29 protein-coding genes and 2 pseudogenes are annotated in these 25,484 nt (G+C 67.0%); 16 read left to right on the forward strand and 15 right to left on the reverse strand.

Annotated features, from left to right (window positions below; all coding sequences use genetic code 11):
* Positions 1-16: 16 nt before the first annotated feature.
* Positions 17-1,615 carry an alkaline phosphatase gene (locus GUY61_RS04540; protein WP_166628743.1) on the reverse strand — a complete coding sequence of 533 codons (1,599 nt, stop codon included), beginning with the start codon at positions 1,613-1,615 and terminating at the stop codon, positions 17-19.
* 325 nt (positions 1,616-1,940) lie between these two features.
* Between GUY61_RS04540 and GUY61_RS04545 the strand changes: the two genes are divergently transcribed.
* The 3 genes from GUY61_RS04545 (at position 1,941) to GUY61_RS04550 (ending at position 2,904) form a co-directional block, all read left to right on the forward strand.
* Positions 1,941-2,351, forward strand: a complete 411-nt coding sequence (locus GUY61_RS04545) for a VOC family protein (protein WP_166628744.1) — start codon at positions 1,941-1,943, stop codon at positions 2,349-2,351.
* A 77-nt stretch (positions 2,352-2,428) separates the two neighbouring features.
* The gene (locus GUY61_RS41780) at positions 2,429-2,584 is read left to right on the forward strand and encodes a hypothetical protein (protein WP_398954226.1); all 156 of its coding nucleotides are present in this window, start codon (positions 2,429-2,431) and stop codon (positions 2,582-2,584) included.
* The gene (locus GUY61_RS04550) at positions 2,584-2,904 is read left to right on the forward strand and encodes a hypothetical protein (protein ID WP_166628745.1); all 321 of its coding nucleotides are present in this window, start codon (positions 2,584-2,586) and stop codon (positions 2,902-2,904) included. The genes GUY61_RS41780 and GUY61_RS04550 overlap by 1 nt, the downstream gene beginning before the upstream one ends.
* Before the next feature lie 64 nt (positions 2,905-2,968).
* Here GUY61_RS04550 and GUY61_RS04555 read toward each other — a convergent pair whose 3' ends face one another.
* A complete protein-coding gene (locus GUY61_RS04555) occupies positions 2,969-3,553 on the reverse strand; it encodes a hypothetical protein (protein WP_166628746.1) in 585 nt (194 codons plus the stop codon).
* A 518-nt stretch (positions 3,554-4,071) separates the two neighbouring features.
* On the opposite strand from GUY61_RS04555, the pseudogene GUY61_RS41465 reads away from it, so the two are divergent.
* Positions 4,072-4,155: pseudogene (locus GUY61_RS41465) on the forward strand (IS5/IS1182 family transposase); the annotation flags it as partial.
* A 395-nt stretch (positions 4,156-4,550) separates the two neighbouring features.
* On the opposite strand, the gene GUY61_RS04565 reads toward GUY61_RS41465, so the two are convergent.
* Positions 4,551-5,384 carry an alpha/beta fold hydrolase gene (locus tag GUY61_RS04565; protein WP_166628747.1) on the reverse strand — a complete coding sequence of 278 codons (834 nt, stop codon included), beginning with the start codon at positions 5,382-5,384 and terminating at the stop codon, positions 4,551-4,553.
* Positions 5,385-5,544: 160 nt separating this feature from the next.
* Here GUY61_RS04565 and sigJ point away from each other — a divergent pair, with 160 nt between their 5' ends.
* On the forward strand, positions 5,545-6,429 hold the full coding sequence (gene sigJ, locus GUY61_RS04570) for an RNA polymerase sigma factor SigJ (RefSeq protein ID WP_166628748.1): 885 nt from the start codon (positions 5,545-5,547) through the stop codon (positions 6,427-6,429).
* Positions 6,430-6,714: 285 nt separating this feature from the next.
* Positions 6,715-7,479, forward strand: a complete 765-nt coding sequence (locus GUY61_RS04575) for a GntR family transcriptional regulator (protein ID WP_166628749.1) — start codon at positions 6,715-6,717, stop codon at positions 7,477-7,479.
* A gap of 80 nt (positions 7,480-7,559) precedes the next feature.
* Here GUY61_RS04575 and GUY61_RS04580 read toward each other — a convergent pair whose 3' ends face one another.
* The gene (locus GUY61_RS04580; protein WP_166628750.1) at positions 7,560-8,717 is read right to left on the reverse strand and encodes an ROK family transcriptional regulator; all 1,158 of its coding nucleotides are present in this window, start codon (positions 8,715-8,717) and stop codon (positions 7,560-7,562) included.
* A gap of 173 nt (positions 8,718-8,890) precedes the next feature.
* Here GUY61_RS04580 and GUY61_RS41095 point away from each other — a divergent pair, with 173 nt between their 5' ends.
* The gene (locus GUY61_RS41095; protein WP_279576762.1) at positions 8,891-9,013 is read left to right on the forward strand and encodes a hypothetical protein; all 123 of its coding nucleotides are present in this window, start codon (positions 8,891-8,893) and stop codon (positions 9,011-9,013) included.
* A 169-nt stretch (positions 9,014-9,182) separates the two neighbouring features.
* Here the strand turns inward: GUY61_RS41095 and GUY61_RS04590 are convergent, their stop codons facing one another.
* Together GUY61_RS04590 and GUY61_RS04595 are read right to left on the reverse strand one after the other, a co-directional pair.
* Positions 9,183-9,848, reverse strand: coding sequence for a response regulator transcription factor (locus GUY61_RS04590; protein ID WP_166628751.1), 666 nt, complete (start codon positions 9,846-9,848; stop codon positions 9,183-9,185).
* Between the two features lie 4 nt (positions 9,849-9,852).
* Positions 9,853-11,031 (reverse strand): sensor histidine kinase, encoded by a 1,179-nt coding sequence (locus GUY61_RS04595; RefSeq protein WP_166628752.1) that lies wholly within the window; start codon positions 11,029-11,031, stop codon positions 9,853-9,855.
* Between the two features lie 109 nt (positions 11,032-11,140).
* On the opposite strand from GUY61_RS04595, the gene GUY61_RS04600 reads away from it, so the two are divergent.
* Genes GUY61_RS04600 through GUY61_RS04610 form a run of 3 tightly spaced genes read left to right on the forward strand, consistent with a single transcriptional unit; the run spans position 11,141 to position 13,222 of the window.
* The gene (locus tag GUY61_RS04600; protein WP_166628753.1) at positions 11,141-12,070 is read left to right on the forward strand and encodes an ABC transporter ATP-binding protein; all 930 of its coding nucleotides are present in this window, start codon (positions 11,141-11,143) and stop codon (positions 12,068-12,070) included.
* Entirely contained in the window at positions 12,067-12,798 is a 732-nt protein-coding gene (locus tag GUY61_RS04605; RefSeq protein ID WP_166628754.1) for an ABC transporter permease subunit, read from the forward strand. Before GUY61_RS04600 ends, GUY61_RS04605 begins: the two co-directional genes overlap by 4 nt.
* Before the next feature lie 40 nt (positions 12,799-12,838).
* Positions 12,839-13,222, forward strand: coding sequence for a hypothetical protein (locus GUY61_RS04610; RefSeq protein WP_166628755.1), 384 nt, complete (start codon positions 12,839-12,841; stop codon positions 13,220-13,222).
* Between the two features lie 91 nt (positions 13,223-13,313).
* Here GUY61_RS04610 and GUY61_RS04615 read toward each other — a convergent pair.
* A pseudogene (locus tag GUY61_RS04615) lies at positions 13,314-13,388 on the reverse strand (mismatch-specific DNA-glycosylase); the annotation flags it as partial.
* A 48-nt stretch (positions 13,389-13,436) separates the two neighbouring features.
* Here GUY61_RS04615 and GUY61_RS04620 point away from each other — a divergent pair.
* From GUY61_RS04620 to GUY61_RS04630, 3 genes are all read left to right on the forward strand, one after another.
* Positions 13,437-14,864 carry a recombinase family protein gene (locus GUY61_RS04620; protein WP_166628756.1) on the forward strand — a complete coding sequence of 476 codons (1,428 nt, stop codon included), beginning with the start codon at positions 13,437-13,439 and terminating at the stop codon, positions 14,862-14,864.
* A gap of 383 nt (positions 14,865-15,247) precedes the next feature.
* On the forward strand, positions 15,248-15,571 hold the full coding sequence (locus GUY61_RS04625) for a hypothetical protein (RefSeq protein WP_166628757.1): 324 nt from the start codon (positions 15,248-15,250) through the stop codon (positions 15,569-15,571).
* 172 nt (positions 15,572-15,743) lie between these two features.
* On the forward strand, positions 15,744-16,235 hold the full coding sequence (locus tag GUY61_RS04630; RefSeq protein ID WP_166628758.1) for a DUF3846 domain-containing protein: 492 nt from the start codon (positions 15,744-15,746) through the stop codon (positions 16,233-16,235).
* 483 nt (positions 16,236-16,718) lie between these two features.
* Here GUY61_RS04630 and GUY61_RS04635 read toward each other — a convergent pair whose 3' ends face one another.
* A complete protein-coding gene (locus tag GUY61_RS04635) occupies positions 16,719-17,210 on the reverse strand; it encodes a hypothetical protein (RefSeq protein ID WP_166628759.1) in 492 nt (163 codons plus the stop codon).
* Between the two features lie 243 nt (positions 17,211-17,453).
* On the opposite strand from GUY61_RS04635, the gene GUY61_RS04640 reads away from it, so the two are divergent.
* Positions 17,454-17,774, forward strand: a complete 321-nt coding sequence (locus GUY61_RS04640) for a hypothetical protein (RefSeq protein ID WP_166628760.1) — start codon at positions 17,454-17,456, stop codon at positions 17,772-17,774.
* A 115-nt stretch (positions 17,775-17,889) separates the two neighbouring features.
* Positions 17,890-18,741 carry a hypothetical protein gene (locus GUY61_RS04645; protein ID WP_313896509.1) on the forward strand — a complete coding sequence of 284 codons (852 nt, stop codon included), beginning with the start codon at positions 17,890-17,892 and terminating at the stop codon, positions 18,739-18,741.
* A gap of 203 nt (positions 18,742-18,944) precedes the next feature.
* On the opposite strand, the gene GUY61_RS04650 is transcribed toward GUY61_RS04645, so the two are convergent.
* From GUY61_RS04650 to GUY61_RS04680, 7 genes are all read right to left on the reverse strand, one after another.
* On the reverse strand, positions 18,945-19,670 hold the full coding sequence (locus GUY61_RS04650) for a TIGR02391 family protein (protein WP_166628761.1): 726 nt from the start codon (positions 19,668-19,670) through the stop codon (positions 18,945-18,947).
* A 294-nt stretch (positions 19,671-19,964) separates the two neighbouring features.
* Positions 19,965-20,645, reverse strand: a complete 681-nt coding sequence (locus GUY61_RS04655; protein ID WP_166628762.1) for a replication-relaxation family protein — start codon at positions 20,643-20,645, stop codon at positions 19,965-19,967.
* 104 nt (positions 20,646-20,749) lie between these two features.
* Positions 20,750-21,391 carry a hypothetical protein gene (locus tag GUY61_RS39070; protein ID WP_208105562.1) on the reverse strand — a complete coding sequence of 214 codons (642 nt, stop codon included), beginning with the start codon at positions 21,389-21,391 and terminating at the stop codon, positions 20,750-20,752.
* A 35-nt stretch (positions 21,392-21,426) separates the two neighbouring features.
* The gene (locus GUY61_RS39075; RefSeq protein WP_208105563.1) at positions 21,427-22,080 is read right to left on the reverse strand and encodes a hypothetical protein; all 654 of its coding nucleotides are present in this window, start codon (positions 22,078-22,080) and stop codon (positions 21,427-21,429) included.
* Positions 22,081-22,141: 61 nt separating this feature from the next.
* Positions 22,142-22,636 (reverse strand): hypothetical protein, encoded by a 495-nt coding sequence (locus tag GUY61_RS04670; RefSeq protein ID WP_166628763.1) that lies wholly within the window; start codon positions 22,634-22,636, stop codon positions 22,142-22,144.
* Positions 22,633-24,351: a hypothetical protein gene (locus GUY61_RS04675; RefSeq protein ID WP_166628764.1), complete on the reverse strand. Its 1,719-nt coding sequence runs from the start codon at positions 24,349-24,351 to the stop codon at positions 22,633-22,635. Before GUY61_RS04675 ends, GUY61_RS04670 begins: the two co-directional genes overlap by 4 nt.
* 2 nt (positions 24,352-24,353) lie before the next feature.
* A complete protein-coding gene (locus GUY61_RS04680; protein ID WP_166628765.1) occupies positions 24,354-24,512 on the reverse strand; it encodes a hypothetical protein in 159 nt (52 codons plus the stop codon).
* A gap of 114 nt (positions 24,513-24,626) precedes the next feature.
* Here GUY61_RS04680 and GUY61_RS04685 point away from each other — a divergent pair.
* Positions 24,627-25,411 (forward strand): IS5 family transposase gene (locus GUY61_RS04685; protein WP_166628782.1). Its coding sequence is split into 2 segments (ribosomal slippage): positions 24,627-24,960 and positions 24,960-25,411, totalling 786 coding nucleotides; the frame shifts between segments, so codons are not numbered across the junction.
* The last annotated feature ends 73 nt before the right edge of the window (positions 25,412-25,484 follow it).

Consider the following 25,484-nt stretch of genomic DNA (forward strand, 5'->3'; position numbering starts at 1 on the left):
GCCCGGGGCCCCGCTGTCACTGGCCGACCCGACCCGGCTGGAGCACCTTCGTGAACAGCACCTCGCCGCCCGTGGCCCGCAGCCTGACGGTCATCTCACCGCTGCCGCCGTCGATGTCGACCTCACCGAAGTACTGCGGGGTCTCCATCGGCGAGACGTTCGCCCTCGTCGGGGCCTTGACGAACACCCGGTCCGGGCCGAAGGTCCCGTCCAGCGCGTTCGCGGGGAAGCCGCCCGCCGCCAGCGGACCCGACACGAACTCCCAGAACGGGGCGAAGTCCTTGAAGGCGGCCCGCGACGGGTCGTAGTGCTGCGCCGAGGTGTAGTGCACGTCGGCCGTCAGCCACACCGTGCCGGTGATCCGGCGGTGCTTGACGAACCGGAGCAGCTCGGCGATCTGCAGCTCGCGCCCCAGCGGTGCCCCGGGGTCGCCCTGCGCGATCGCCTCGATGTCCGTGGCACCGTCCGGCACCACCAGGCCGAGCGGCATGTCGGCCGCGAGCACCTTCCACACCGCCCGCGACCTCGACAGTTCGCGCTTCAGCCAGGCCAGCTGCTCGGCGCCGAGGATGCCGGTGGTGTCGTCGGCCTGCCGGCCGGGCGAGTTGGCGTTGCGGTGGCTGCGCATGTCGAGCACGAACACGTCGAGCAGCGGGCCGTGCCGGACGACGCGGTGCATCCGGCCCTCCTCGCCCGTGGCGGGCAGCGTCGAGACCGGGTAGTACTCGCTGAACGCCCGGCGGGCGCGGGCGGCCAGCGTGTCGACGTCCTTCACGGTGTAGCGCGCGTCGGTGAGGATCTCGCCGGGGTACCAGTTGTTGACCACCTCGTGGTCGTCCCACTGCGCGATCGTCGGGACCTGCGCGTTGAACCGGCGTACGTTCTCGTCGAGCAGCGGGTAGCGGAAGTTGCCCCGGTACTCCGCGAGGGTCTCCGCGACCTTCGACTTCTCCTCCGTGGTGACGTTCCGCCACACGCGGCCGTCGGGCAGCGTCACGGTCGGCGACAGCGGCCCGTCCGCGTAGATCGAGTCACCGCTGCACAGGAAGAAGTCCGGGTCCAGGCGGCGCATGTCCTCGTAGGCGTAGAGACCGCCGATGTCCGGGTTGATGCCCCAGCCCTGCCCCACCACGTCGCCGGACCACAGGAAGCGCACGCCGGAACGCCGCCTGGCGGGCGCGGTGCGGAAGGTGCCGAGCACCGGCTCGCCCGTACGCCGGTGGTCGTCCGGGTCGGCCAGCGTGACCCGGTAGTGGATCTGCTCGCCGGCGGGCAGTCCGCGCAGCGGCGTGGTGCCCGTGAAGTCGGTGCCCGGGCCGAGCAGCGGGCCGTGCCATCTGCGGGCGTTGCGGAAGGACTCGGTGGCCGAGGTCTCCACGATCATGCGGGCCGGGCGGTCCGAACGCACCCACACCAGGCCGGAGTTCGTGGACACGTCCCCGGCCTGCACGCCCCACGCCGCCCCCGGCCGCCCGGACAGCGCCTGCGCGGGAGCGGCGGCCGCCCCGACCGTGGGAAGGGCCAGCGCGGCGGAGGCGGCGAGCGAACCGCGCAGGACGGAGCGGCGGCCGGGAGGCTGTCCGCAGGAGGAGCTGCTGAGCGGGGTCTGCGACATGGATGGCCTCCAGTGAGGGGTCGGACCGAGGTGCGGTCCCACAACTACCGGTGCGCCGCAGCGTGCGCGCAAACCACGAGTGAACAGCCGGCCGCCTGCGGAGGGGAACCGGACGCGCCCAATCGCGCGCGGTCCGCGCCGGTCGTCCCCGGTCCGTGCCCTCCACGGACGCCGGGACCGGTCCCGGGAAGTAGGTCGGAAGGCCCCCTCGTGTAACAAGATCCACGCGGCGTACGGTCGTACACATGAACCCCCGGAGCCCCGGGCCGCGGTGTCGCGCGGCCCCGCCGCGTCCGGAGGCGCACCAGCACGGAGAAGGAGCCGCATGCCCGCCGACGGACAGTCCCACATCCGCATCGCCCGCCCGTCCCGCGACCTCGTCGCGGCGGAACGTTTCTGGACCCGGGGTCTGGGCCTCGAAGTCCTCTTCCGAACCGAGGGCGGCGACGAGCCGGGCGAACACGACCTGCTGATGGTCGGCTGGCGCGACGCCGCCTGGCACCTCGAACTCGTCCACGAGGCGGCCGAGCCCGTCCAGCCCCGCCCCACCGCCGAGGACCTGCTGGTCGTCTACCTCGACGAGCCGGTGCCCGACGAACTGGTCGAGCGCCTGGAGCGGCACGGCGGAAAGCGCGTCACCTCTCCCAATCCGTACTGGAACCAGTGGGGCGTGACCGTGCAGGACCCGGACGGCTACCGCCTGGTGCTGTGCCGCAGGGGCTGGTCCAACGCCTGACCGTTCCTCCCCGCGGCCGCCGCGCCGGGCGGTGCCGCCGTCCCGCCCCCTATCGCGGCTCGGCCCGCTTCGAGCCGGTGGATGCCGAGCTGTTCTTCGGCCGCGAGAAGCCGACCGGCCGGTTGCTGGACCTGGCCTGCGACCGCCGCTTCACCACCGTGTTCGGCCCGTCACGGCAGCGGCGAGCCCTCGCTGCTGCGCGGCGGGCTGATCCCCCGGCTACGCAGAGGTGATGGCCCCCGCCCTGCGCCCGGCGGCGATCCGCGTCCTGACGCCGGGCGAGCACCCGGTGCGCACCCACGTGCCCCGCCTGCTCCCCGTGCCGGACGCGGACGCGGGCACCTGGCTGATCGTGGACCAGTTCGAGGAGCTGTTCACCCTGTGCCGGGAAGCGGCCGAACGAGGCGCCTTCCTCGACCGGCTGCCGGCCGCTTGCGTTCCCGGCAGCCGACTGTGCGCGGTCGCCGCTGTCCGGGCGGACTTCTACGGCCACTGCTTGGAACACCCCGGGCTGACCGCGACCGGGCCGTGCCGTCGTCTCGCCGATAGGTGAAGTGATGCTCGCAACGCACACACAGGAGTGCGCCGCCGTCGCGCTCGCCCCGCTTGGCTACCGTTCACTGCTCCCGTGCGGGCTCCCGCGCTCGCATCTCCTCGCGTAGCTCCTCCATACGGTCCATCAGGACACCGAGGACCTGCCGCCGGGCATTCTCCGCCGACTCGTAGTGCCCTTCTGCCTGCTGCGCGTGCCTCCGGCGCGACTCACCCTCCGCTGCGGCGGCCCGGCCGAGGCACTCCTCCGTCACCCACGCCCACTGGGCGAGAGCACGCAGAGCTTCCGTCCCTGGCGTCCACTCCCGGGCGCCAGCGGTCTCCGCGCTGCTCCGGGAGTGCTCGAACCGCAGCCCGTACACCTCACACCGGTCCGCGGCTTCCCTCATCTTCATCACCGCCTCCCGCAACCCGCTGGTGTCGACGGGCTCGCCGCGGTACAGGGCCTGCCGGCCGTCGTCGAGGATCAGCAGGACATCGCGGGTGGCACGGCGCAGGTCCATCATCCGCTCGAACTCGACTTCCCTGCGGACGCGTTGCTCCTGGCGCCGGGTGTGCCGGCCGGCGAAGACGGGCGCGGTGAGGGTGGCTGCCCCGCCGAGGACCGCTCCGCCCAAGGCGCCGATGAGACCGTAGATCGCTTCTGACACGTTTTCATCCTGGCGTGGAACCTGCCAGGATGTCAGGCGTTTGACGGGCCGTGAGCATTACCCCTGTCGGACTGCCCGGAAGGGCTCAGTAGCACAGGATTCATTTCAGTGCGTCCTTCAGTGGTGCACCGAAGATTCTGACGGCGCCTCCGAGGCGGAGCAACGGGTGACTGCCCGGCCGCGCTGACCCTCCTTGAGGCATGACGTCTGCAAGCCCCGGTCGGCCCCTGACTCCACCGGACCGGCCGCACTGCGGCCACGGCACCGACTCCGCAACCGCCCCGGTCGGCTGCTGCGGCATCCACGTCGGTAGGCACACTGCGTACCTGGCCCCTGGCCGAGCCGTCCGCGCCGCCTGCCTGACCGCCCTGTCGCCCGGCGCCGGCCTCGAACACTGCGGCACCCCCTTCACCTCGGAGGGTGGTTCATGAGCCTTTGGGCGGTTCTGTCGTCGCTTGGTGGTGTGGGTGCGGGTGGAATCCGCTGGTCCGCAGCGGGTGATCTGTTGGTGTGGCGGGGTGAGTGAACGCAAGCCCTACCCGAGCGACTTGTCGGGCGAGCAGTGGTCGTTGATCGAGCCGGTGATCACGGTTTGGAAGAACCAGGCCGCCTCACCCGACCTGCCCGAGCACCCGGACTACCCTCGCATCCTCGCAGTCCTCAACCAAGCCGCCGGCTCACTCCGGGCGCGCGACGTCTGTGAAGCCATGGACCGCGATCTGCTGCCCAAGAGCATCGAGGGCGCCCGCGCCAAGCCGAAACGCCTCGCCAGGCTCGGCCTCCTCCCTGAGACCGGCACCGGCGACTCCGCCAGGCGGCAGCAGCCGGCCAAGGCCCACGACCAGCAGCCCTGCCCCAACCCCACGTCGAAACGCACATCGACTCACGAACCGTCCTCTGAGAACGAGGCTCCGGAGCGCCGGGTTCCAAGCTGCCGGGCCCGGCGAACCGTACGCCGGGGCGCCCCGCCGCGCCCGGTACCGCTCCCCCGCGCGCCCTACGGCCGGCCGGTGTCCAGGATGACGCGGGCCACGAGCGCGGGGTCGTCGTTCATCGGCACATGACCGCAGCCGGGCAGCCGGACCAGCCGCGCCCCCGGGATGATCCGCTTCGCCCTGACCCCCTGCCTGCGCAGCAGCAGACGGTCCCTGGTGCCCCAGGCGATGCTGACCGGCACCTCCGGCACGTCGTCGGTGAACCGCAGCCCGCGCCCGGCGGCGAGCGTCGCCTCGAATCCGGTGGCACCGCGCAGCGCGAGGGTCTCGGCGACGACCGCCTCGGCCGGGCGCCTGCCGGGCCGGGCGTAGATCGTGCTGGTCAGCGCGGCCCGGCCGGCGGCGGAACGGGACAGCCGCTCGATCAGCGGCAGCGGCATCAGCCGTGCCCCCTGCCGCATCGCCCGGAGCGTCCCGACGGCGTAGCGCCACTCGGCCTCGGTCCAGAACCCGGCCGGGGACAGCGCCGTCACCGAACGTACGAGTTTCTCCCGGCCGAGATCGAGCGCGATCAGCCCACCGAGGGAATTGCCCGCCACGTGGGGGCGGTCGACGCCCAGCCTCTCGCAGAGCGAGGCGAGGGCCGGAACGACGGTCCTGAGGTCGTACGGCAGCCCGTCGGGGAGTGCGGGGGACCGCCCGAAGCCGGGCAGGTCGACGGCGATGACGTCCCGCTCGGTGGCCAGGATCCCGATGACCGGGTCCCACGCCTGACGGTGGTGGCCTATGCCGTGCAGGAGCAGCAGGGGCTCGCCCGAGCCTCGGCGTTCGTAGGAGACGGTGACCGTCCGGGTCCCCAGGGCGGACCGGATCGGGAAGGAGACCTCGGCGGTCATGTGGCAACTCCTCGTCGTGGCACGGCGTTGTCGCTCGCTGCGGCGGCTGTAGACGCGCTGTCAGCAACAATTACCTATGGGTAGCTTCCAGTTCAAGGGGCGGTCGTGGTCCGGTGATTCCGCCTGGACAGGACCCTTGTCCTTCGGCTGGGATGGGGGCGTGGCGACCGACACCTCGACCGACGTCTTCGAAGCGCACCGTCCTGTCCTGACCGGTGTCGCCTACCGCATGCTCGGCCGGGTCGCCGACGCCGAGGACGTGGTGCAGGAGGCGTGGCTGCGCTGGTCGGCCGAGGACCGCGGCGAGGTCCGTGAGCCCCGTGCCTACCTCGTGCGCATCACCACCCGCCTCGCCATCGACCGGCTGCGGCTGGCCAGTGCGCGGCGCGAGTCCTACGTCGGGCCCTGGCTGCCGGAACCGATCGTGACCGACTACGGCAGCACGGTGCCCGACACGGCGGAGCGGGCCGTGCTCGCCGAGTCGGTCTCGCTCGCCCTCCTCGTCGTGCTCGAATCGCTCTCGCCGCTGGAGCGCGCCGTCTTCGTGCTCCGCGAGGCCTTCGGCTTCCCCTACGCCGAGATCGCCGTGACGCTCGACCGGAGCGAGGCGGCGGTGCGGCAGCTCGCCGGGCGTGCGCGGCGCCATGTCGAGGAGCGCAAGTCCCGTTACGAGGTGGACCCCGTCCAGCAGCGGGACTTCACCGAGCGGTTCCTCGCCGCGGCTGCCGGGGGTGACCTCGAAGGGCTCCTGGGACTGCTCGCCCCGGACGCCCGCCTGGTCGGCGACAGCGGTGGCAAGGCCAAGGCGCCACTGCGCGTCATCGAGGGCGCGGACAAGATCGGCCGTTTCCTGGTGGCCATCGCCCAGCAGGAAGTCCCGGACCAGGAGCTGGAGTTCATTGAGGTCAACGGCGGTCCGGGGCTGCTCCTGCGGTCCGCGGGCAAGCCGGACTCCGTATTCCAGCTGGCCATCGCCGACGGCAGGATCCGGACGGTCTACATCGTCCGCAACCCCGACAAACTCACCGGGCTCACCGGGCTGTAGTCGCAGCCGTGCACGCCCCCGCGCCATGCGTGGCGCGGGGGATTCGCCATGGCTCACCAACACCTTGTGAACACATGACGACAGGACTTAACTCCGGAGCGTAACCGGCCCAGGATTGGTCTTGACCAAGTAACCGGCCCGTCCTATGGTCGCGGCATAGTGCAGGAACCTTTAATAAACAAGGGCAGCATAAACAAGGGCTGCACAAACAGGGCCTGCATGAACAGCTGCACGGACAAGGGCGCGGCAGTGCCGCCGGGGATACGGCCATCGCGGAGGATCAGGGTGGGGACCAGGCAACTGGAAACGGTGCCGGAGCCGAAGTACTGGCATCTCAAGACCGTGCTCAGCGAGGCGCTCGACTCGGAGTTCGCCGTGGGGGAGATCCTTCCGAACGAGCGTGAGCTCGCCGCCCGCTTCGGCGTGGCCCGCGCGACGCTCCGTCAGGCCCTCGAACAGCTCGAACTCGAAGGTCGCCTCCAGCGCAGGCGCGGCGTCGGTACGACGGTCGCACCTCCGCGGATGGGTGTCGCGGTCGGCACCGCCGAGCAGGCCTGGCCCGGCGCGGCCGGAGACCCCTGGCAGCCGGTCGACTGCACGGAGAGCGCGCCGTCCGCCGCCGTCGCCCGCCTCCTCGGCACCGGGCCCGAGGAGGCCGTGCACATCGTGCGCCGCAGCCTCGTCGCCCACGGCCAGGCCGTCGCCGCCGAACTCCTGCACGTCCCGGCCGCGTCCGTGCCCGCGCTGCCCGGGATCGCCGCGGGCGCCGGCGCCGCCCGTGCCCGCGCGGTGCTGCGCGAACTCCAGCACCTCGAACTCGACGGCCAGGACCGCGCGGTGGAGCTCGGCTCCGCCCGCGCCGAGGACGCCAGGGAACTCGACCGCCTCCCGGGAGCACCCGTACTCGTCGTCACCACGCGCTACTTCACGGCGAGCGGTGCCACCGCGGCCGTCTCCGTCGCCACCTACCGCGCCGACACCTGCCGGCTCACCTTCGACGCCTCCGGCGACCTCGCGATCCACCACGACGAGGAGCGGCAGGCCTCCTGAGAGGCGGCGGACCTCCTGAGGGTCCGCCGATCCTCGGTCCTCCACCGCGCCTCATGTGCGGACGGCGGCCCGCCGGCCGGTCAGCGGCGGGCCGTCACCGTACGCTCCACCGCGAAGAGCTGCTCCTCGACATGGTCGAGCGCCAGCCTGAGCGCCCCGGTCGCCACCGCCGCCTCGCCCAGCAGCGACAGCGCCACCCGCGGCGGCCGCAGGCAGTACCGCGCCAGCTCCCGCCGCAACGGGTCCAGTACGCCGTCGAGCCCGGCCGCCCAGCCGCCGACGACGACCAGTTCGGGGTCGAGTGCCAGCACCAGCGCCGCCACATCGTGCACCAGGCGGCGTATGAACCGGTCCATGGCCTCCCGAGCCCGCCGGTCCCCGGCTCTGGCCAGCGCGAACACCTCCGCCACCGCGCCCTCGTCCAGCGGGTGCAGCGGCTCGCCCGTCGTGGACAGCAGCGCCTCGGGCGTCGCCTCGCGGCCCAGCAGGTGCAGCGCGCCGATCTCGCCCGCCGCGCCGCCGAAGCCCCGGTGCAGCCGCCCGCCGATCAGCGAACCGGCGCCCGGGCTCAGACCGGCGAGGACGAACACCACGTCGTCGGAGTCGGCTGCCGCGCCCTTCCAGTGCTCGGCGACGGCCGCCGTGTTGGCGTCGTTCTCGACCAGCACGGGGCAGCGGAACGAGCGTCGCAGCCGTTCTCCCAGGGCCAGGCCCGTCCAGCCCGGCAGCGCCGTGCACAGCCGCACCGTGCCGTCGGCCTCCACGATCCCGGGGCTGCCCACCCCCACGGCCCGCAGACCGCTGCGCGGGACGCCGGTACGCCGCAGCAGCTCGCTCACCGCCGCCCGCACCCGCTCCAGCCGCTCGTCCGCCGAGGCCGTCTCGGACACCGCGCGGGAGGCGGCGCCCTTCACCCGGCCGTCGAGGTCGCACAGCAGTGCCGCGACCCGGTGGGCGCCTATCTCGACGCCCAGCAGGTGACCCGCCTCGGCGCGGAAGCGGAACCGGCGGGCGGGCCTTCCCTGGCGGCGTGTCCCGCCGTTCTCGGCCTCCGCCTCGACCACCAGTCCGGCCTGGATGAGGTCGTCGACGACCCCCTCCACGGTGGGCCTGGACAGCCCTGTCAGCCGGGTCAGATCGGTGAGGGTCGCCACCTTGGGGCCGCGCAGCGCGTGCAGCACCACCGCGGAGTTGATCCGCCGCAGCAGAGAGGGATCCCCGCCGGTCAACGGCCCCAACGTCGCTCCCCTCACCGCCCGTGCCTGTGTGGCGGATGGTAGCCGGTGCCGCCGGGTGCGGCGAGCGACAGGTCGCCGGAGGCCGGCGCACACAGGTGGTGGAAAAGTATAGATATCAGCCGAATGTCGCCGACTCTCAGGAGCCGACTCCCAGAGCTGGAGAGGCGGCGGTCATGATGGCTGAACACCCGCACGCGGAGCTCGTCCGCAAGGGCTACGAGGCCTTCTCGCGCGGCTCCATGGAGGCGAGCGACGAGTTCTGGTCCAGAGTCACGTCCCCGCCCCGGACCGGGTGAGGGTGAACCGGGGCGAGACGGGGCCGGGGTGAGGGACGGCCGAGGTGCGGGACGGCCACCGCCCTCGCCCCGGTACGACGGGAACGGCCGTCCGCCCGGTGTGACGGTAACGGCCGTCGCCCGGCGTGCGTGATGGGAACGGCCGTTACCCGGCGTGCGAGTACCGCCGTCACCCCGGCGAGACGAAGCCCGACTCGTACGCCGCGATCACCGCCTGGGTCCTGTCCCGCGCCCCCAGCTTCGCCAGGACCGCGCTCACATGCGTCTTCACGGTCTCCGTCCCCACGAACAGCACCGCCGCGATCTCCGCGTTGGACATCCCGCGCGTCATCAGCCGCAGCACCGCCGCCTCGCGCTCGGTCAGCGCCGCCCGCTCCATGGCGCGCCGGGCCGCGGGATCGCCGTACTCCCGGTCGGCGTGCTCGGCGGCCAGTGACCGCACGGCGGCCGGGAACAGCAGCGACTCGCCCTCCGCCACCAGCCGCACCGCGTGCACGAACTCGGCGGGCCTGGAGCGCTTCAGCAGGAAGCCGTCCGCCCCCGCGCGCAGCGCCCGGTAGACGTACTCGTCGTTCTCGAAGGTCGTGATGACGAGGATCTTCGGCGGCGGGTCCACGGATCCGAGCACCGCGCGCGTCGCCTCGATCCCGTCGAGCAGCGGCATCCGTACGTCCATGGCTACCACGTCCGGCCGCAGCCGCCGCACCAGCGGGACGACCGCCGCTCCGTCGGCGGCCTCCCCGGTCACCTCGATGTCGGGCTGCGCCTCCAGCACGGCCCGCAGACCGGCGCGTACGAGCGGCTCGTCGTCGACGAGGAGAACGGTGATCGGCACATGATCAGCCTAGGCCGTCCAGCGGCAGCCTCACCCGGACCCTCCACTCACCGTCCGCCGGGCCCGTCTCCGCCCTGCCGCCGAGCAGCGCGGCCCGTTCCCGGATCCCGCGCAGCCCGCCGCCTCCGGCCGGCGCGGTCGAGGGCGGCCCGGAAAGCGGGTTGCTCACGTCAAGCGCCAGCCACCCGTCCGACACGGCGATCCGCAGCCGTACGGGGACGGGGCCCGCGTGCCGCAGGGCGTTGGTGAGCGACTCCTGCACGATCCGGTAGCCCTCCCGGGAGATCGGGCCCGGCACCCGCACCAGCGGCCCCGACACCTCCGCGCTCACCTCGGCCCCGGAGTCCCGCGCCGACTCCAGCAACCGGTCCGCGTCCGCGAGTACGGGGCGCTGTGAGACCGGCCGCCTCTCCTCGCGCAGCACCACCAGGACGCGCTCCAGATCCTCCAGCGCCGCCCGGCCGGTCTCCTCGATGGCTCCGAGGGCCCGCTCGGTGAACACCGGATCTCCCGCCGCCCGGGCGGCGCCCGCCTGTACGACGGCCACGGTCAGCGCGTGCCCGATGGAGTCGTGCAGCTCGCGGGCGATCCGGTTCCGCTCCAGCAGCAGCTCCGTACGCTCCTCGAGCGCCGCCGTCCGCTCGGCCGCCGAGGGACCGAGCAGCAGCCGGGCGGCGGCCGTGATCAACTCACCCGCGCCGACCACGAGGGCGTACAGCGCGAGCAGCGGCAGCGGCGCGAGGGGCAGGTACCACCAGTACTGCCCGGCGACCGGCACCAGCCACCCTTCCTGCGCGGCGCCCCCGGCGAGAGCCTTCCTGATCAACTGCTCCGACGTGCCGGGCAACTGGACGGTGGCGGCCGCCACCGCGGTTCCGAGCAGGAGGCGCAGTTCCATCCACAGCACGACCCGGCCCCGGTCGCCCCAGGAGGCGGACCGCGACGCAACGACGGCGCTCTCGCGCTCCGTGTCACCGGCGGCGAACAGCAGATGCCGGGCCTGGAGCCCTTCCGCGGTCCGCACCGCCGGCACCAGCCCGGCCGCCCCGACGAGCAGCGCGGGGACCCAGAGCATCTCCGAGTCGATGTATCGCCAAATCCCGACGATCACCACGCCGATCCACAGATGCAGCCAGCGGGTGTACGTGACCGTGCGGCCCAGCGGCCTCAGCAGGGCGGACATGCCGTCATCGTGCCAGCCCGCCGGCCCGCCGCGGCTCCCCCGGGCGGGGGAGACGGTCCCCTCCCGCGGGGGAGGCGCCGCGCCCGGCACCCGGACCAGGCTGAGCGTCATGACCAGCATCGAGATCCGTTCGCTGACCAAGGAGTACGGCCGCACCCGCGCCCTGGACGGCGTCACCTTCACCGTCGAGCCGGGCCGCGTCACCGGCTTCCTCGGCCCCAACGGCGCCGGGAAGTCCACGACCATGCGCATCGTCCTCGGACTCGACCGGCCCACCTCGGGCACCGCCACGCTCGGCGGCCGCCCCTTCGTCACCCTCGACGAACCGCTGCGGCACGTCGGTGCCCTGCTCGACGCCGGTGCCGCACACGGCTCCCGCACCGCCCGCGACCACCTGCGGACCCTGGCCGCCGCCGGCCGCGTCCCGGACCGCCGGGTGGACGAGGTGCTGGAACGCACCGGCATCGCGAGCGCGGCCCGGCGCCGCGTCAGGACCTTCTCCCTCGGCATGCGGCAGCGCCTCGGCATCGCGGGCGCGCTGCTGGGCGACCCGCCGGTGCTGATGCTGGACGAACCCGCCAACGGACTCGATCCCGAAGGGATCGTGTGGATCCGCGAACTGCTGCGCGCACTCGCCCGCGAGGGCCGCACGGTCCTCGTCTCCAGCCATCTGATGGCGGAAATGGCGGACACCGCGGACCACTTGGTGGTGCTGGGCCGCGGCAGGCTCCTCGCCGACACCCCGATGCGCGACTTCATCGATTCCCGCAGCCGGCCGCGCGTACGGCTGCGCACCAGCGAACCCGAACGGCTGCGCACCGCCCTGCGCGACGAGGGCTACGAACTGCTGCCGGCGCCGGACGACCGGTGGACGGTCGACGGCGCCCGCGCCGAGGACCTCGGCGCCCTGGCCGCGAACGCCCGCGTACCGCTGCTCGAACTCGCCGACGAGCGCGCCTCCCTGGAACAGGCCTACCTCGAACTGACCGATGCGGAGAGCGAGTTCGCCACCACCGCCGACCACGGGAGCATCCCATGATCCCCGCCCTCCGCGCAGAGCTGATCAAGATCAGGGCGACGCGCTCGCCGGCAGGCGCGCTGGCCGCCGTCCTTCTCGCCACGGCGGGCATCACCGCGGCGGTGTGCGCCGCCCTCGGCACCGCCGAGGCTGACAACCCGGACTTCGATCCGGTGCTGTTCTCCTACTACGGGCTCAATTTCGGTCAGATCGCGGCGATCACCTTCGGCACGCTGGCCGTCACCTCCGAGTACTCGGGCGGCGGGATCCGCCTCTCCCTGACCGCCGTACCGCGCCGGGGCCGCTTCTTCGCCGCCAAGACCGCGGCGATCGGCGGGCTCGCACTCGCCGTCGGACTGGTCACGGGCCCGGTCACGTTCCTGACCGGCCAGGCACTGCTGCGGGAGCACGGCATCGGCCTCACGGACCCCGGCGGCCTGCGTTCCGCCCTCGGCAGCGGCGTCTACCTCGCGCTGATGGCGCTGTTCGCGGCGGGGCTCGCCATGGTGCTGCGCAGCGGGGTCGCCGTGCTGAGCATCCTCGTGCCCCTGGTCCTCATCGTCTCCTTCGTCATCGGGGACGTGGCCGGGGGAGTGGCGCCGTACCTCCCCGACCGGGCCGGTCAACTCGTCGTCCACCAGCACCCAGAGGGCCCGCTGGGCCCCTGGCAGGGCCTTGCGGTGACGGCCGCCTGGGCGGCGGCGGCCCTGCTGGCCGGATGGCACTGCCTGCGCAGGAGGGACGCCTGACGGCACACCAATTGTCAGACCCGCGCTGTTTACTGACGGCATGAGCACCGCCCGGCACGTCGCCGAGATCGACAAGCTGCGCGCCCGGCCCTTCCCCGACGGGGACGGCGGGCCGGGCTTCCACCTCGCCCTGCTCGCGGAGAGCCCCTCCCTGCTCGACGCCGACCCGGCCGAAGTACTGCGGACCCTCGAGGAGTACGCCGCGGAGGTCCAGGCCGTGATCGAGGTCCTCGCCCTGCGCTGGGGGGACCCGCGGGTCTTCTACGGCATACCCGGCCCGCTCCTCGCCCGCATGGGCTCCGTCCCAGCCCTGTACGGCTGGCAGGTGGACGGCCGCACGGTCGCCCTGGGCATGACGGAGTCCGCCCCCGACGAACCGGTCAGGCTCTACGCGACGATGGCCGACGTCACGCTGATCGGCTGACCCCGCGATCCCCGCCCGACGCCTTGCCGGAGTCCTCGCCTGACTTCGTGCCGGAGTCCTCGCCGGGCCCCGCGCCCGGATCCCCGCCGGGACCGGACGCGGCCTCGCGGAGCCGGCCGAACTCCCCGGCCATCGTCTCCAGCGTCCAGTGCGCGTTGAGACCGCTCAAAGCTCTGGAAACTATGCCCAACGTAGTATAATAAGGGCATAGCAGATGAAAGCGGACATAAACTCCATAATGGTTGCCCCGTACGCCCGTATCTCGGATACGGATGAGGAGCGTGCTCCCGGTCTTGACCGGCAGCTTCGCACTGTACTGCCACTCATCGACTCGCGCGGCGGAACGGCAACTCCCGAGTACATAGACAATGACAAGTCCGCGTATAAGCCAGAGGTCATCCGTGACGAGGGATTTGAACCCTGGCTTCAAGACTTCACCGCCGGTCGGAATGATGGCATCGCCGGTTGGGATCTCGACCGCATCTTCCGTCAGCCCTCCGACCTTGAACGCGTAATCAAGGCGTACTGCCACGCGTACTTCAAAGAGGGTCGTGTAAAGCCAGATCTCTGGCTCCCCTCGATGAGCATCGACCTGACGGACGAAGACGGCCAGATGGTCGCTCGCATGTTGGTGAACATCGCCAACCACTCCAGCGCGAAGACCGTGAAGCGCGTGACCAACTTCTACCGGGACGAGGCGCTGAAGGGCAATGTCTTCAGCAACTACCCGGCGTTCTACCGCAACCAGGACGGCTCGATCAATGAAGATAAGGCCGTAATCACCCACAAGGCCATCGCGGATGTATTCGCGGGCATCCGTCCCACGGCTATCGCGGAAGAGTGGCGTACCAAGGGCATCACGACTGCGCGGGGTGGTCGGGTCACTGGCGAGACCGTGCGCCGTATCCTGATCGCACCCGGCATCGCTGGCCTAGCCGTGTACAAGAGAGAAGTGCTTCTCGATGAAGACGGCCAGTACATCAAGCGAGCTGATGGCGGGCTGATCGACATCCCAACCTGGGAAGCACTGTGTGAACTTCTCAAGTCAAAGCCTGACCGTCGTCGGCCTACCCGGGCACTCTTGAGTCGCGTCCTGCGGTGTGGTCGCTGTGGTTCAAAACTGGTGCGTGCACCCAAAGGCGACCGGTACTTCACGTACAACTGCCAGTCCAAAGATGCAGGCGGGTGCGCGGGGCTCGGCATCTCAGGCCCCCGGCTGGATCAACAGATCACAGATCTGGTGCTTGCATATCTCGATCAACCGATCGAAGCGCCTGAGTCCGACGGCGCTCCTGATACGGCACGCCTTGACGAGGTGACCACGAAAATAGCCGAACTCATGGCGGCGTACCGGGCCGGTGAGATGTCGGGTTCGATTGTGTTTCCGTCAATCAAGGAGCTTGAAGACGAACAGAAAAAACTACGCTCCCAGGTAGCGCAGCATGTGCGGAAAGCGAAGCAAGTCACCTCGGCCGCCGAGGAGTGGCCTACGCTGCCGCTTGACCGGAAGCAAGCGATCCTTGATGAACTCTTCGATGCAATCGTCATCGCACCAGCCGAAGGTGTGCGCCAGAAGGGTCGCCAGACGACGTACAACGAGAATCGCGTGACGGTTGTGTGGCGTCAGCCAATTAGAAGTTGACGCACCTTAGATAAACGGCTCTTCGTTAGCTTCGGGGCGCGAGCAAGCTGCTCCGCTGTCCAGTCCCGCTCTCTCACGAGGGCGGGACTTTTCTTTTGGTTCCCCTTCTCTTCCTGTGTTGTCACTGCGGCAGGGCTGGATTTTTTTGTGCCCGCACGGACTTGAATAGGCTCAACCTTGCTGGCTTGCCGCTGCTCGTCTAGTGCTTGTGTACTCAGTTGCTTGGGTTTCATGAATGTTTCTCTGCCCTTAATTATAAATCAACCGTCACCAACCGTCACCAGCCAAACTTGCCAAGCGCTCCACCAGATGATTTTGGCGTAATAGAAGTACGGCCGAGGAACAAGCCCCGGCCAAGCACCAACCCAACGAGTGGAGCAGAAATGGCGATTGTCAGCCAGAAGGTTTCAGACCTCAGTGGCAAGCAGGGCACCGACAAGCAGTTCGCACAGGTCGTTGTTCGGCAGCACCCGGACATCGACCAGCCGAAGGCACTGGATGTGCTGGTTCCCGAACTCAAGGCGTTCACGGACATCAGTGACACCCTCGTGATTCTCGAAGTCACGATGCCCGACAACACCAAGCAGGACATGTACGTCCCGCTGGAGGAGTTCAACAAGGCCGCCGAGAACATGCCCCAGGTTCTCAAGGAAGCGCGCGGCACTCGTGGCCGCCTGCCCGGAACCCGCGTCGGTAACGGCAGCTAAACCCCTAGTCTCCGCAGTCGCCACCGCTCCCGGCGGCGCGGAAATCCCCCGTCCTGGTGGCCCGAAAGGGTCATCGGGACGGGGCTTAACAACTTAACCGTGAGGTTCACATCTGGGGTGAAACGACCGTCACCTCAGACCAGAGTCCCACGGTCGGAAAGTAAGTGGTTCCGTGATAACTGGCATCCTGTTGCCCTGCGCCGAAGAGCAACCCATCCAGCGGGTTGAGTTCGACGCGGAAAACGAGAAGGTCATTCAGGAGATGGTTGGCGGCACGTTCGAGGCGTTCAACCTCGACGAGCCGCCGGCCTCGATCCTCGCCAACGACGAGGCGATGCTTTGGTCCTTGCCGTTCAACCACCGCGCAACCGTTCTGCTATGGCAGCACGCCAAGGGCCTCCGCGGCCAGGCGTACATTAGCGGGGACGCTATCCTCACGGGTGCGCCGGATAAACGCGGGTTCACCAAGTCGGTTCCCTCGCAGTTGATCGAACTGCTCCTCGACACCGAGACGTACGGCGTGGAGTTTCTGCACCACCCGAACGGCCCGTGGTCGCGTAAGGCGATTACGTTCACCGACTGGTTCGAGGCGTATAACTACGCGATCATCCACGAGGAGACGTTCGCGGCGGTGAGGGGCGCAAGGGTCATCCGTGCCGAGTAGCGGCCGGTAGAACACCCCGTCCTGGTGACCTGCATGGGTCATCGGGGCGGGGTTCTTCATATGGTGGCGTTGTAAATTATGCGCTATGCAAAACACTCGAAGTATGTCATAAATTGATGAAGTGGCGGCACCCGTGCCGCATCTAAGCTCCGCCTCCCACTTGGTCGCTCAGGTGGTCCGATGGCGGAAACCCCCGTCCTGGCCAGGTATGTCAGAACGGGGGTTTTTCTTTCTCCACCTCCATTGAAACTTATAGTTGTAAATTCTACGTCTTCACGAAAAGAGGCTGTCGTGTAATAAATAGCTCTTGGACTTGAAGCGAACTCTTGTCCCTCATCTGAAAAGGTGAGCAGCACTATCTCTTGCGTAGCGACACGCTGAGAGATTGGAAGGTGGCCGAATGGCCTGCAAGAACCCTTCTCGTTGCAATTGGGCCGGATCATGGATGTGTGGTCCGTGCCGGAGGCAGTGGCCCAACCTGGCTCAAAGGGCCAGCGTAGGTAGTCTGCCTCGTGACTTCACCGAAGCGACAGTTGAAGTACCCGCCAGGCTATTCGTGACGCTTTCGGATTCAAACCGCGCCATCCGGTCTTCCCAGTGCTTCGCTCCGTCTTGCAGATAGTTGTACTGGTTTACCCTCTTGCAGGCAAGTCTCACCGAGGGAAGCGGAACCTCGCCATGGACGCTCAGGTTCGTGATGATGTCGAGTATCTGGCGGTCGCTATAGATGTCGTAGAACCCTGGGCGAGGACTCACTTCTTTGAAGTACGCCGTGTTGCGGTACTTCTTGCCCTTCGCTGCGAGCAGTTTTAAAACCGTATCATTCTCTTGCGTGTCCGCCACATAGGAGTATTTCCCCTTCTGGACGAGCATCAAGTCGGCCTTGCCGCTTTTGGCTAAATCAATCCAATTAGAGACGGTCTTTGGAGACACGTGGTATTTTTCGGCAAGTTCGCGATTTTTGAAATGTAACATATTGGCCGTGTATTCAATTATTTAATATTGCATGCTTCATGGAAAGTCTGTAACATAGAAAGCAGCATAGCGCTTTTGCTACCCACAGACAGCAGGGTGTTGCTGTTTACGTCACTAAGGCAATTATACGCCCTAAAACAGATAAAGTGGAGTATCAAGCTAAGCGCCATTACCTACACATAATATACACCAATTGCGCTCCCTTTGAAATATTCCACCCTTAAAGTCAAAGAAAGATGGAAGATGACAGACGCTAAACCAGTTCCGACACCTCGAAAAGAAACCGACGCCTCCCGGCTCCTACTGTCAGAGACGCCGGATCACGCACGAACTGTTGAGGAGATTGAGATAAGGCCGAAAGGGCACGGACGCGTCCCGCTCGGCAGCTTCACCTTGAGCAACCCGCCAGAAGGCTTCTCGATTCAGGTAACGCCAGACCATTACTCTGAGGCGGTTACCCCACAACTGATCCGCTCCGGTGCAACCTACAACGAGTACGAGTTGGTTCTTTACCTGGTCAACTTCAGCGAAAAGACGTTGAGCGTCGAGGTCTTCGCGGCGTAGCGCCGTCGAGTCCGCGGGATAGTAGATCGCTCCGACCAACCACGCGCCGGCCGTGACCACTTGATCCGCCCAACCTAGCTGCGCCGGACGTGCGCGCCGTGCGGTAATGGCTGCCGTGGATCACAACTCACTGCGGAAGCTCGTGGAGGGTCAGCTCCTCCGGCTTGAGGGCAACGTCTTCCAGGACTGCATGGATCGGCTCGGCCTGGAGCTGTACCCCGGTGACTACCAACCCGTGCGGGCGGCGGGACCGAAGGGTGACACCAAGAACGATGGCTACTGCCCCAAGGCCCGCGTGTTCTTCGCGGCGCACGCCACGCGCGGCGAGCGGATCGACAAGACCAAGATGAAGATCCGCGGTGACTTGGAGGGCTGCCTCCAGGAGCACCGGGACGTGAGGGTGTGGCGCTTCCTCACCAACGACACGCTGCCGGGCGAGGTCGACCAGTTCATCGACAACGAGCTTCGCCCCTTGTATCCGGGCGTCACCATCGAGGTGTGGGGACTCAAGACGCTTGCCGATGAGATCAGCAAGCTCAAGCGGGCGCAGGTCGACACGATCATTGACGTCATCACGGTGGACGAGCCAGAGTTCGAGGTCGTCTTCCTCAGCCATATGAAGACGGGTCGTGATCTCTGGCCGATCCTCTCCGGCTGCCTTGGATGGTTGCCGCATGAGGAGCCAGACGACTGCACCGACGAGGAGCAGGACCTCATAGACAGCGCCGTTCAGAGCCTCCGGGACTGGAGCGACATCTCAGGAGACATCGAGTTCTCACGTTCCTCGGTACGGGATGCGCAGCGAAGCATCACTGCCATCCTGGACGAGCTGGCAGAGAAGCGGCTCGCCCTCTACTCCGCGACGAAGGACAACTACCCCCTTACCGGCGGCCCGTCGCCGTTGTTGGGGACTGTGGCCATCTTCAGGATTGCTCGGGTAGATCCTGCTACGCCTGCGAGCAGCTGACAGGCGGCTGCCCTCCCGCGCATGAACCGCAGGATCAAAGCTGCGCCAGCCGTAGGCCCTGCTGCGTCGAGACCTTCGGCGTCCGCGGTCTCGACCGAGAACAGGGCGATCCAACGGTAGGCCGGCGCAGGCTCCTGACCCGGCAGACCAAAGCGCTCTGCCGCCCCATTGAGCGGCAGAGCGCTTCAGGATCGGGGAAGCCCCTACTCGTCCAGCGCTAGATCCTCGCCGTCCTGGTGCCGAAGCTGGGTCAGAATCAGGCTCCCGACGCCGAGGACCCCGAACGCGTAGCGCTTGGCATCCGCGCGCTTCTGGATGTTGTGACGATCAACGTTCCCGAGCGCTTGCGTGAAGCCCATTCCGATGCCTCGCCAGCCCTCCCACTCCCCAGCTTCCTTCCCAAGGCGGAACTGTCCGTCGTTGGCGAGGATCTTGGCAAACAGTCCCTTTCCTACGAGGGTCTGCCCGTCCCGACCCTTCGGGTCACCACACCACTGACGAACTCGATCCTCGACGAAGATGGCTGTCTGACTCGCGACCGCCTGCCAGTTCTCGTGTTGTACATGGACCTGGACATGCGCCCACAAGTCGGGGTCGAAAGCAGTCTCATCCACAGCGTCGTCACTCGTTCCTGCTTGTTCCAGCTCAAACAGAGCAGCATCGATGATGCCGTTGGCCCGCTTTACGCCGCCAAGAAATGCTCGTTCCCACGCGCTGTCTGGAGTTCCATCCGTCCAGACCGAAAGACTGTAGCGATTCTTTATGAACGACTGCGTCAGATGATGATCCACTCCGAGGGCGCGAGTAAGTACGGACTGTACTCGCCCTTTCCACGAGGAAAATTTCTCGGTCTCCCTGAGGCGTGGCCCCTCTTGCTGGGCCTCGTCCTTCAACTGCTTCAGGCTCTGGATCGCTTGTCGCGCTTGCATGGCCGAATCATACCAAGATGGCTACTAAGCCAACACTGATTACTGCTGCGACGAGAAAGTCTTCCATTAACCGACGATACTCGGACGACTGTGCATGTACGCGCCGTACTGTCACTGAGTTCATCGGTTTGTGAGTCCGCTGCGCGGGACCCCAAATCAGCTCGGGAAGTAATGGTTTTGTTGCTCGTCGCGCCATGGTGTAGATCCTTGTTTATCTCTGTCTCCATTATCCTCCTTCCACCTCTGTTGATCAATACTCTCCACCCCTGTTAGTGCCGTACTATCGACAACACGTCATAGGCGCATCAATTCAGGGATCAGCTCAGGGGACAAGAACACCCTCATCATGTCCTGTTGTTCCTCGGGCAGTCGCCGGAAGATGCGCGCCAGCTCGTTCTTGCGCGCCTGCTGCCGCACGACGAAGACGACATACGGAAAGAACTCATCCGTACTCGCCTCGACTGCCCGCCAATACCCCGCCACCTTCTCGCGGATGCGGGCGGGCTGTTCCGTCCCCAGATCAATTTCAAGGTAGTAGCTACTGCTGCACCCCTGCTGAGGGAAGTCGACCACTGCGAACAGGTCCGCCCGGACAGCAGGAGGAACGGGGAGTTCAACAGCCCACTCCTTGAGCGCCAGTACGCCCGCCTCCTCCGCTCGCCGAAGTTCGAGGTAGGTGTCCGCGATCATGAGGGCGTGGTTGTTGACGTTCGGCATCAAGCGGCCGTCGACGTCCAGGAGGAGACGCCCGGCACGGCCGAGCTGGTAGACGTAGGCCCCGGCTCCGCCCTTGTCGCCACCGGCACGGCGACCGACTCGGGACAGGTAGCCGAGCCGCACCAACCGCCCCAAGACCTTGTCCGGCACCGAGTGCGACCGATCCGCGAACAGCAGCTCTGTCAGGTGGGTTGAAGCGACCTGAGAGAAGGTGTGGGTGAGCGTGAGTACGTCGTAGTCGCGCTGGGTGAGTTCCACCTACGTCCTCCGTCCGGATAGGCTCCAGTGATCTGCCAGGTCAGAGCGGCTTTCGGTACAGGGGTAGACCTACGGTCGGCCTACCCCTGGCCTACGAGGTTCGCCTACGCCGGGTACTTCATCAGGAAGGCTTGCACGCCGTCGATGAACTGGCGTACCTCCTCCTTGTCGTAGTCGCCGTAGTTCCCGTGCGCTGCCTTGTTACGGAGGTCCATCCAGGCCATGACCTTCTTCTGCTGCAACCCGTCGTACACGCCGGCCTTCTTGAGGTCGGCGTTCATGGTGTCAGCCTTCTTCGGCTTGCCTGCCACTGCGGTGGTCACGCCGTTCTTCACACAGAGAGCGCGCACGTGGACTTCGAGGGAAGTCCCTATGATGACCGCTGCCGCGTCCTTGTATCCCTTGGCAAGCAACGCGTCCGCCATCTCCAGATAGTCGCTGTAGGTGTCGGCGTGGACAAGCTCGACCACCGTTTCCGTCCACCCGGCGAGGAGGTCTTCTCTCAAAGTAATCAAGACTTTAGTGTTGTGAAGCAATCTGGGCCCGTCAAGCTTGTCACGGCCTCTTTTCAGCTGTTCGCGATAAACGGACTCTCTCGTGGACAGACGTGTGACCGCAGCCTCTATGCGGTTGGCCAACACTCCTGCATCCACACTTTCTTCGGGTATGGTTCCCTCGGCTTCGAGGAATTTCAAGGTCTTGTCGAACAACACGTTGAGCTGCTTCACCATGTCCTCGATTGCCAACGTCACTCCTCCGTAGGCGGATGCCGATTGATTCACTACGCCGGGTACTTCAACATGAAGCCTCGCACCCCATCGATGAAGAGTCGGACTTGAGGCGCGTCGTAGTCGGTGTAGTTCCCGTGCGCGGCTTTGTTCCGCAGATCCATCCAGGCCGTGATCTGCTTCTGCTGCAAACCGTCGTACACCCCAGCCTTCTTCAGGTCAGCGTTCATGGTGTCGGCCTTCTTCGGCGAGCCGTTGGGCAGCTCCGTATCTACCCCGTGCTTCACACAAAGCGCCCGCACGTGGACTTCCAGAGACGTGCCCGTGATGACAGCAGCAGGGTCCTTATAGCCCGCGCCAAGCAAGTCCTCGGCCATCTCCAAGTAGTCGCTATAGGTGTCTGCGTGCACCAACTCAACGACGGATTCAATCCAACCTGCCTTGAGGTCATCCCGCAGAGCAGCCGCTATGCCGACGAACTCCGCGAGCTTGAAGGAGTTACCAAGGTCTCTGTGGAGCTCCAACTGCCTCCGGTGAACGCTGCCCGGCACCGTGATGCGCTCGATCGCCGACTCCAGGCGATTCATGAGAACTCGGCTTTCAGCTGGAAGATCGGAAGCATCGTCATACTTGCTCTTCTGCGCGAGGGCGTCGTACTCGTTGATCAGCCCGTCCAACTGCTCCGCCATCTTCTCGATACTCGTCAACAGTCCGTCCTCGTCCGTGAGTTGATCACAACAGAACGGATCAGGATACAACCCCTGTACGTCACGAGCTACTTGGTTTCCTCGGCCCACCAAACCGTCGTCGCCTCGGCGGGGATGCCGGCTGACCGGAGTCAGCCGGTTCAACCCGTCCGTTCCGGCGCCAACGAATCTCCGCTTCAACCTCGACGACCGGTCGCCCATACCGCTCCCGAGAAAGCCGCCGTACCTCGTCCGCGAAGCCGGTCGGATCACCAGGCGGTAGCGTCACGCCAGATACCGGCGAACTCACCCCGTCCTCGGTGGCCAGCCGCGTCAGAATCTCGTAGCGGCTCAGGCTGAGGAAGTCAGCTTCGCTCACACTGCGGCCGAACAACCGGGCAAAGTTGCGAGCTTCATCCGCAGCCGTCTGAAAGGCGACTGTCGAACGGCAGTTGTTCTGCGTCGCCGCCTGCAACTCTGCGGAGAGTTGGCTGAGGTACTGATGGGCCACCGTCACGGCCAGCCCCATACTTCTCGCCTGCGCGAACCAGTCGGCGGGCGAGATTGGCAGGTTCATGAAGTCCTGGACTCGTCCAAGTACAACATGGTCGGGTTGGACGGATCGGCAACGCCACTGTTTTGTACGGCACTCCACACCGCATTCAGGAGCAGCGACCCGAGCAGCCCGGCCGTGTCCTTCCCTTCCGTCGCCCGGCTGAGATTGACGAGGAACACCTTCCGCTCCCGCAAGATGGTCGTGAGATCCAACGTGCTCGTACTCTGCCCGATGATGTTCCGGAGCGACCGCCGAGAACTGAGCTGCCAGACGCGGTCGAGCAGCGGCTTGAAGTACGCGTTCCTCTGTGTGCGCGACAGGCTCGTAATGTCTGACCACCACCCGGCCAGCTCCTCGATGTGTGAAACGCCCTGAACCAACCGGCGCGAGAATTCCTCCTGATCCCCCCTCGGCGCGGCGAGCGGCTGGATGTCGGCGAAGGTCATCGGACCAGCCGCGCCGGTCGACATCATCAAAGTGAGGACGAGATGGTAGAAACCTGCTCGAACCCGCACTCCTCGCGCATCCTGCGGGTAGAGGTGATCGAATAGCTGCTGGATGTCGGCGGCGACCACGTAGGGGGAGCCCTGCATGATGTTGAAGCCGACCGGATACTCCGTATCTCCAACATCTAGAAGGCAAACATCTTGCAATCGACGCTCGGGCACACGTTCGAGAGCGGCTGTGAACAAGTCGCCTTTGCTCTCGATGAGCACCACCCCGCGACCAGCCCTCATGTCCTGCTCGATGAGGTTAGAAAGTAGGACAGACTTACCGCTCCCCGTCGGTCCCACAATCTGGAGGTGCTGCGCCGACTGCACCGGGTCGAGCGCCAACAACCGCTCGTTGCCAGGAAAGTTGGACCGTGCGATCACCCTCCCTACGCGGGGAACCGCCCCCGTGGCGGCAAGCTGCCGTGTCCGTGAACGTGGAAGCCCGGCAACATGCGGTGAACCGACCGGCCAGCAGATCAGGGCGGTTAGCTCAGAGCCAGCCAGCTGCATTGGAAAGAGCGTCGGCACTGCCCGGCTCTCGACACGTGAAACGACGCGACCACTGGTCACGAGCTGCTGCTTCAAGCGGTTGTCGCTTGTACCGACCGCGCGGAGACTGGCACGGACGCGGGCAAGCAGGTGTTCGCCGCGCTGCTTGGTCGGAGCCTTCACGGCCACACGGAGCACGGCGAGAAAGTTGGGCTCAGAGAGTTTGGCGCGAAGGTCGTCCAGCCCAGCCCTGTCTCTTTTGCCACCGAACCCGAAGATGCCCGTGTCTTCCCCTGAGCCGGTCCGTGCTGGTGGTCGCCGTCGCAGTGCCGGTGACACCACCCACTGAAGCAACAAGGCTTCACCCCGACCGAGGCCCTGGAACGATGCCAGCAAGCTTGCCGAGATGGCTTCCGGGTTCACGGTGCCGAGGCTTCGTCGTGGGTTCGTCTGTCCCAGCTCGACCGCGGCCGTCCATTGATGCGGCTCATCTGGGGTCGATGCCGGCTGCGCCGTTGATCCGGGGACCAACGTGCGCAACTGGCCCGTCAGGAAGTCGGTGGTTTCATCTGGCACGACGAGTCGGTACGAGATGCCGAGCTCCCCGGCCTCGACCTCGAACACCATGGACGAGACGTTCAGGAGCCGCCGCGGACCGGTGGTGAGTGTGCCCGATGCAGCGTGCAGCCAGGTTGCGACTTGGTCGGCGTCGAGGTTCGAGGGGAAGTTGAGGCGGTAGGTGCGGGCGTTCATGGTCACCACCTCGTCATGCGGTGGTAGATGAAGCCCAGCACGAGCAGCACCGCCAGGCCGCTCACGAGGTAAGGAAGGATCGGCTCAACGGCCAGCCACAGCGCGCGAATCGTCAGTGCGGCCAGCAGCAAGAGCAGCAGGAAGTTCCGGGCCTTTGCCACGGGATGCCCTCTCGGGTAGATGCCGCCGACCTACGAGCCGTGGCCGGCGGCGATTTAGACGTCGTCTCATTTGGGCGTGCTGGGTAGTCTGCACCCGTGGTGGTGGTCGAGCGCATGGTGCCGGACGAGTTGTGGGAGCTGTTCCAGCGGGTGGTCCCACCTGCTCCATCGCGGCCGCAGGGCGGTGGCCGTCGCCGGTACGGGGATCGCGAGGTGCTGGCCGCGATCATCTTCGTGGCCACGACGGGCTGCACGTGGCGGCAGTTGCCGCCAGTCTTCGGTCCGTCGGGGCCGACCGCGCACCGGCGCTTCACCGAGTGGACCGCGGCCCGGGTCTGGGCGAAGCTGCACCGCCTCATCCTCGACGAACTGGGTTCGCGCGGAGAGCTGGACTGGTCGCGCTGCGCGATCGACTCGGTGAACATGCGGGCCCTGAAAGGGGGGACCTGACAGGTCCGAATCCTGTCGACCGGGGCAAGAAGGGCTCGAAGATCCACTTGATCACCGAGCGGACCGGTTTACCCCTCTCGGTCGGGATCTCCGGCGCGAACCTGCACGACAGCCAGGCACTCGAGGCGCTGGTGCGCGGTATCCCGCCGATCCGCTCCCGCCGCGGCCCGCGCAGACGACGACCCGCCAAGCTGCACGCGGACAAGGGCTACGACTACGACCACCTGCGCCGATGGCTACGCAAGCGAGGCATCCGGCACCGCATCGCCCGCAAGGGCATCGAGTCCTCCACCCGGCTGGGCCGGCACCGCTGGACCATCGAACGCACGATGTCCTGGCTGGGCGGCTGCCGCCGTCTGCACCGCCGCTACGAACGCAAGGCCGAGCACTTCCTGGCCTTCACCGCCATCGCCTGCAGCCTCATCTGCTACCGCCGACTCGCCAAATGAGACGACGTCTTAGTGGGGTGGATCAACGAGGCGGCCCCGCCTCGGTAGTTGGCGGGCGCCAGGGGTGACACTG

The organism is Streptomyces sp. GC420 (assembly GCF_009916105.1).
Lineage (GTDB): Bacteria > Actinomycetota > Actinomycetes > Streptomycetales > Streptomycetaceae > Streptomyces.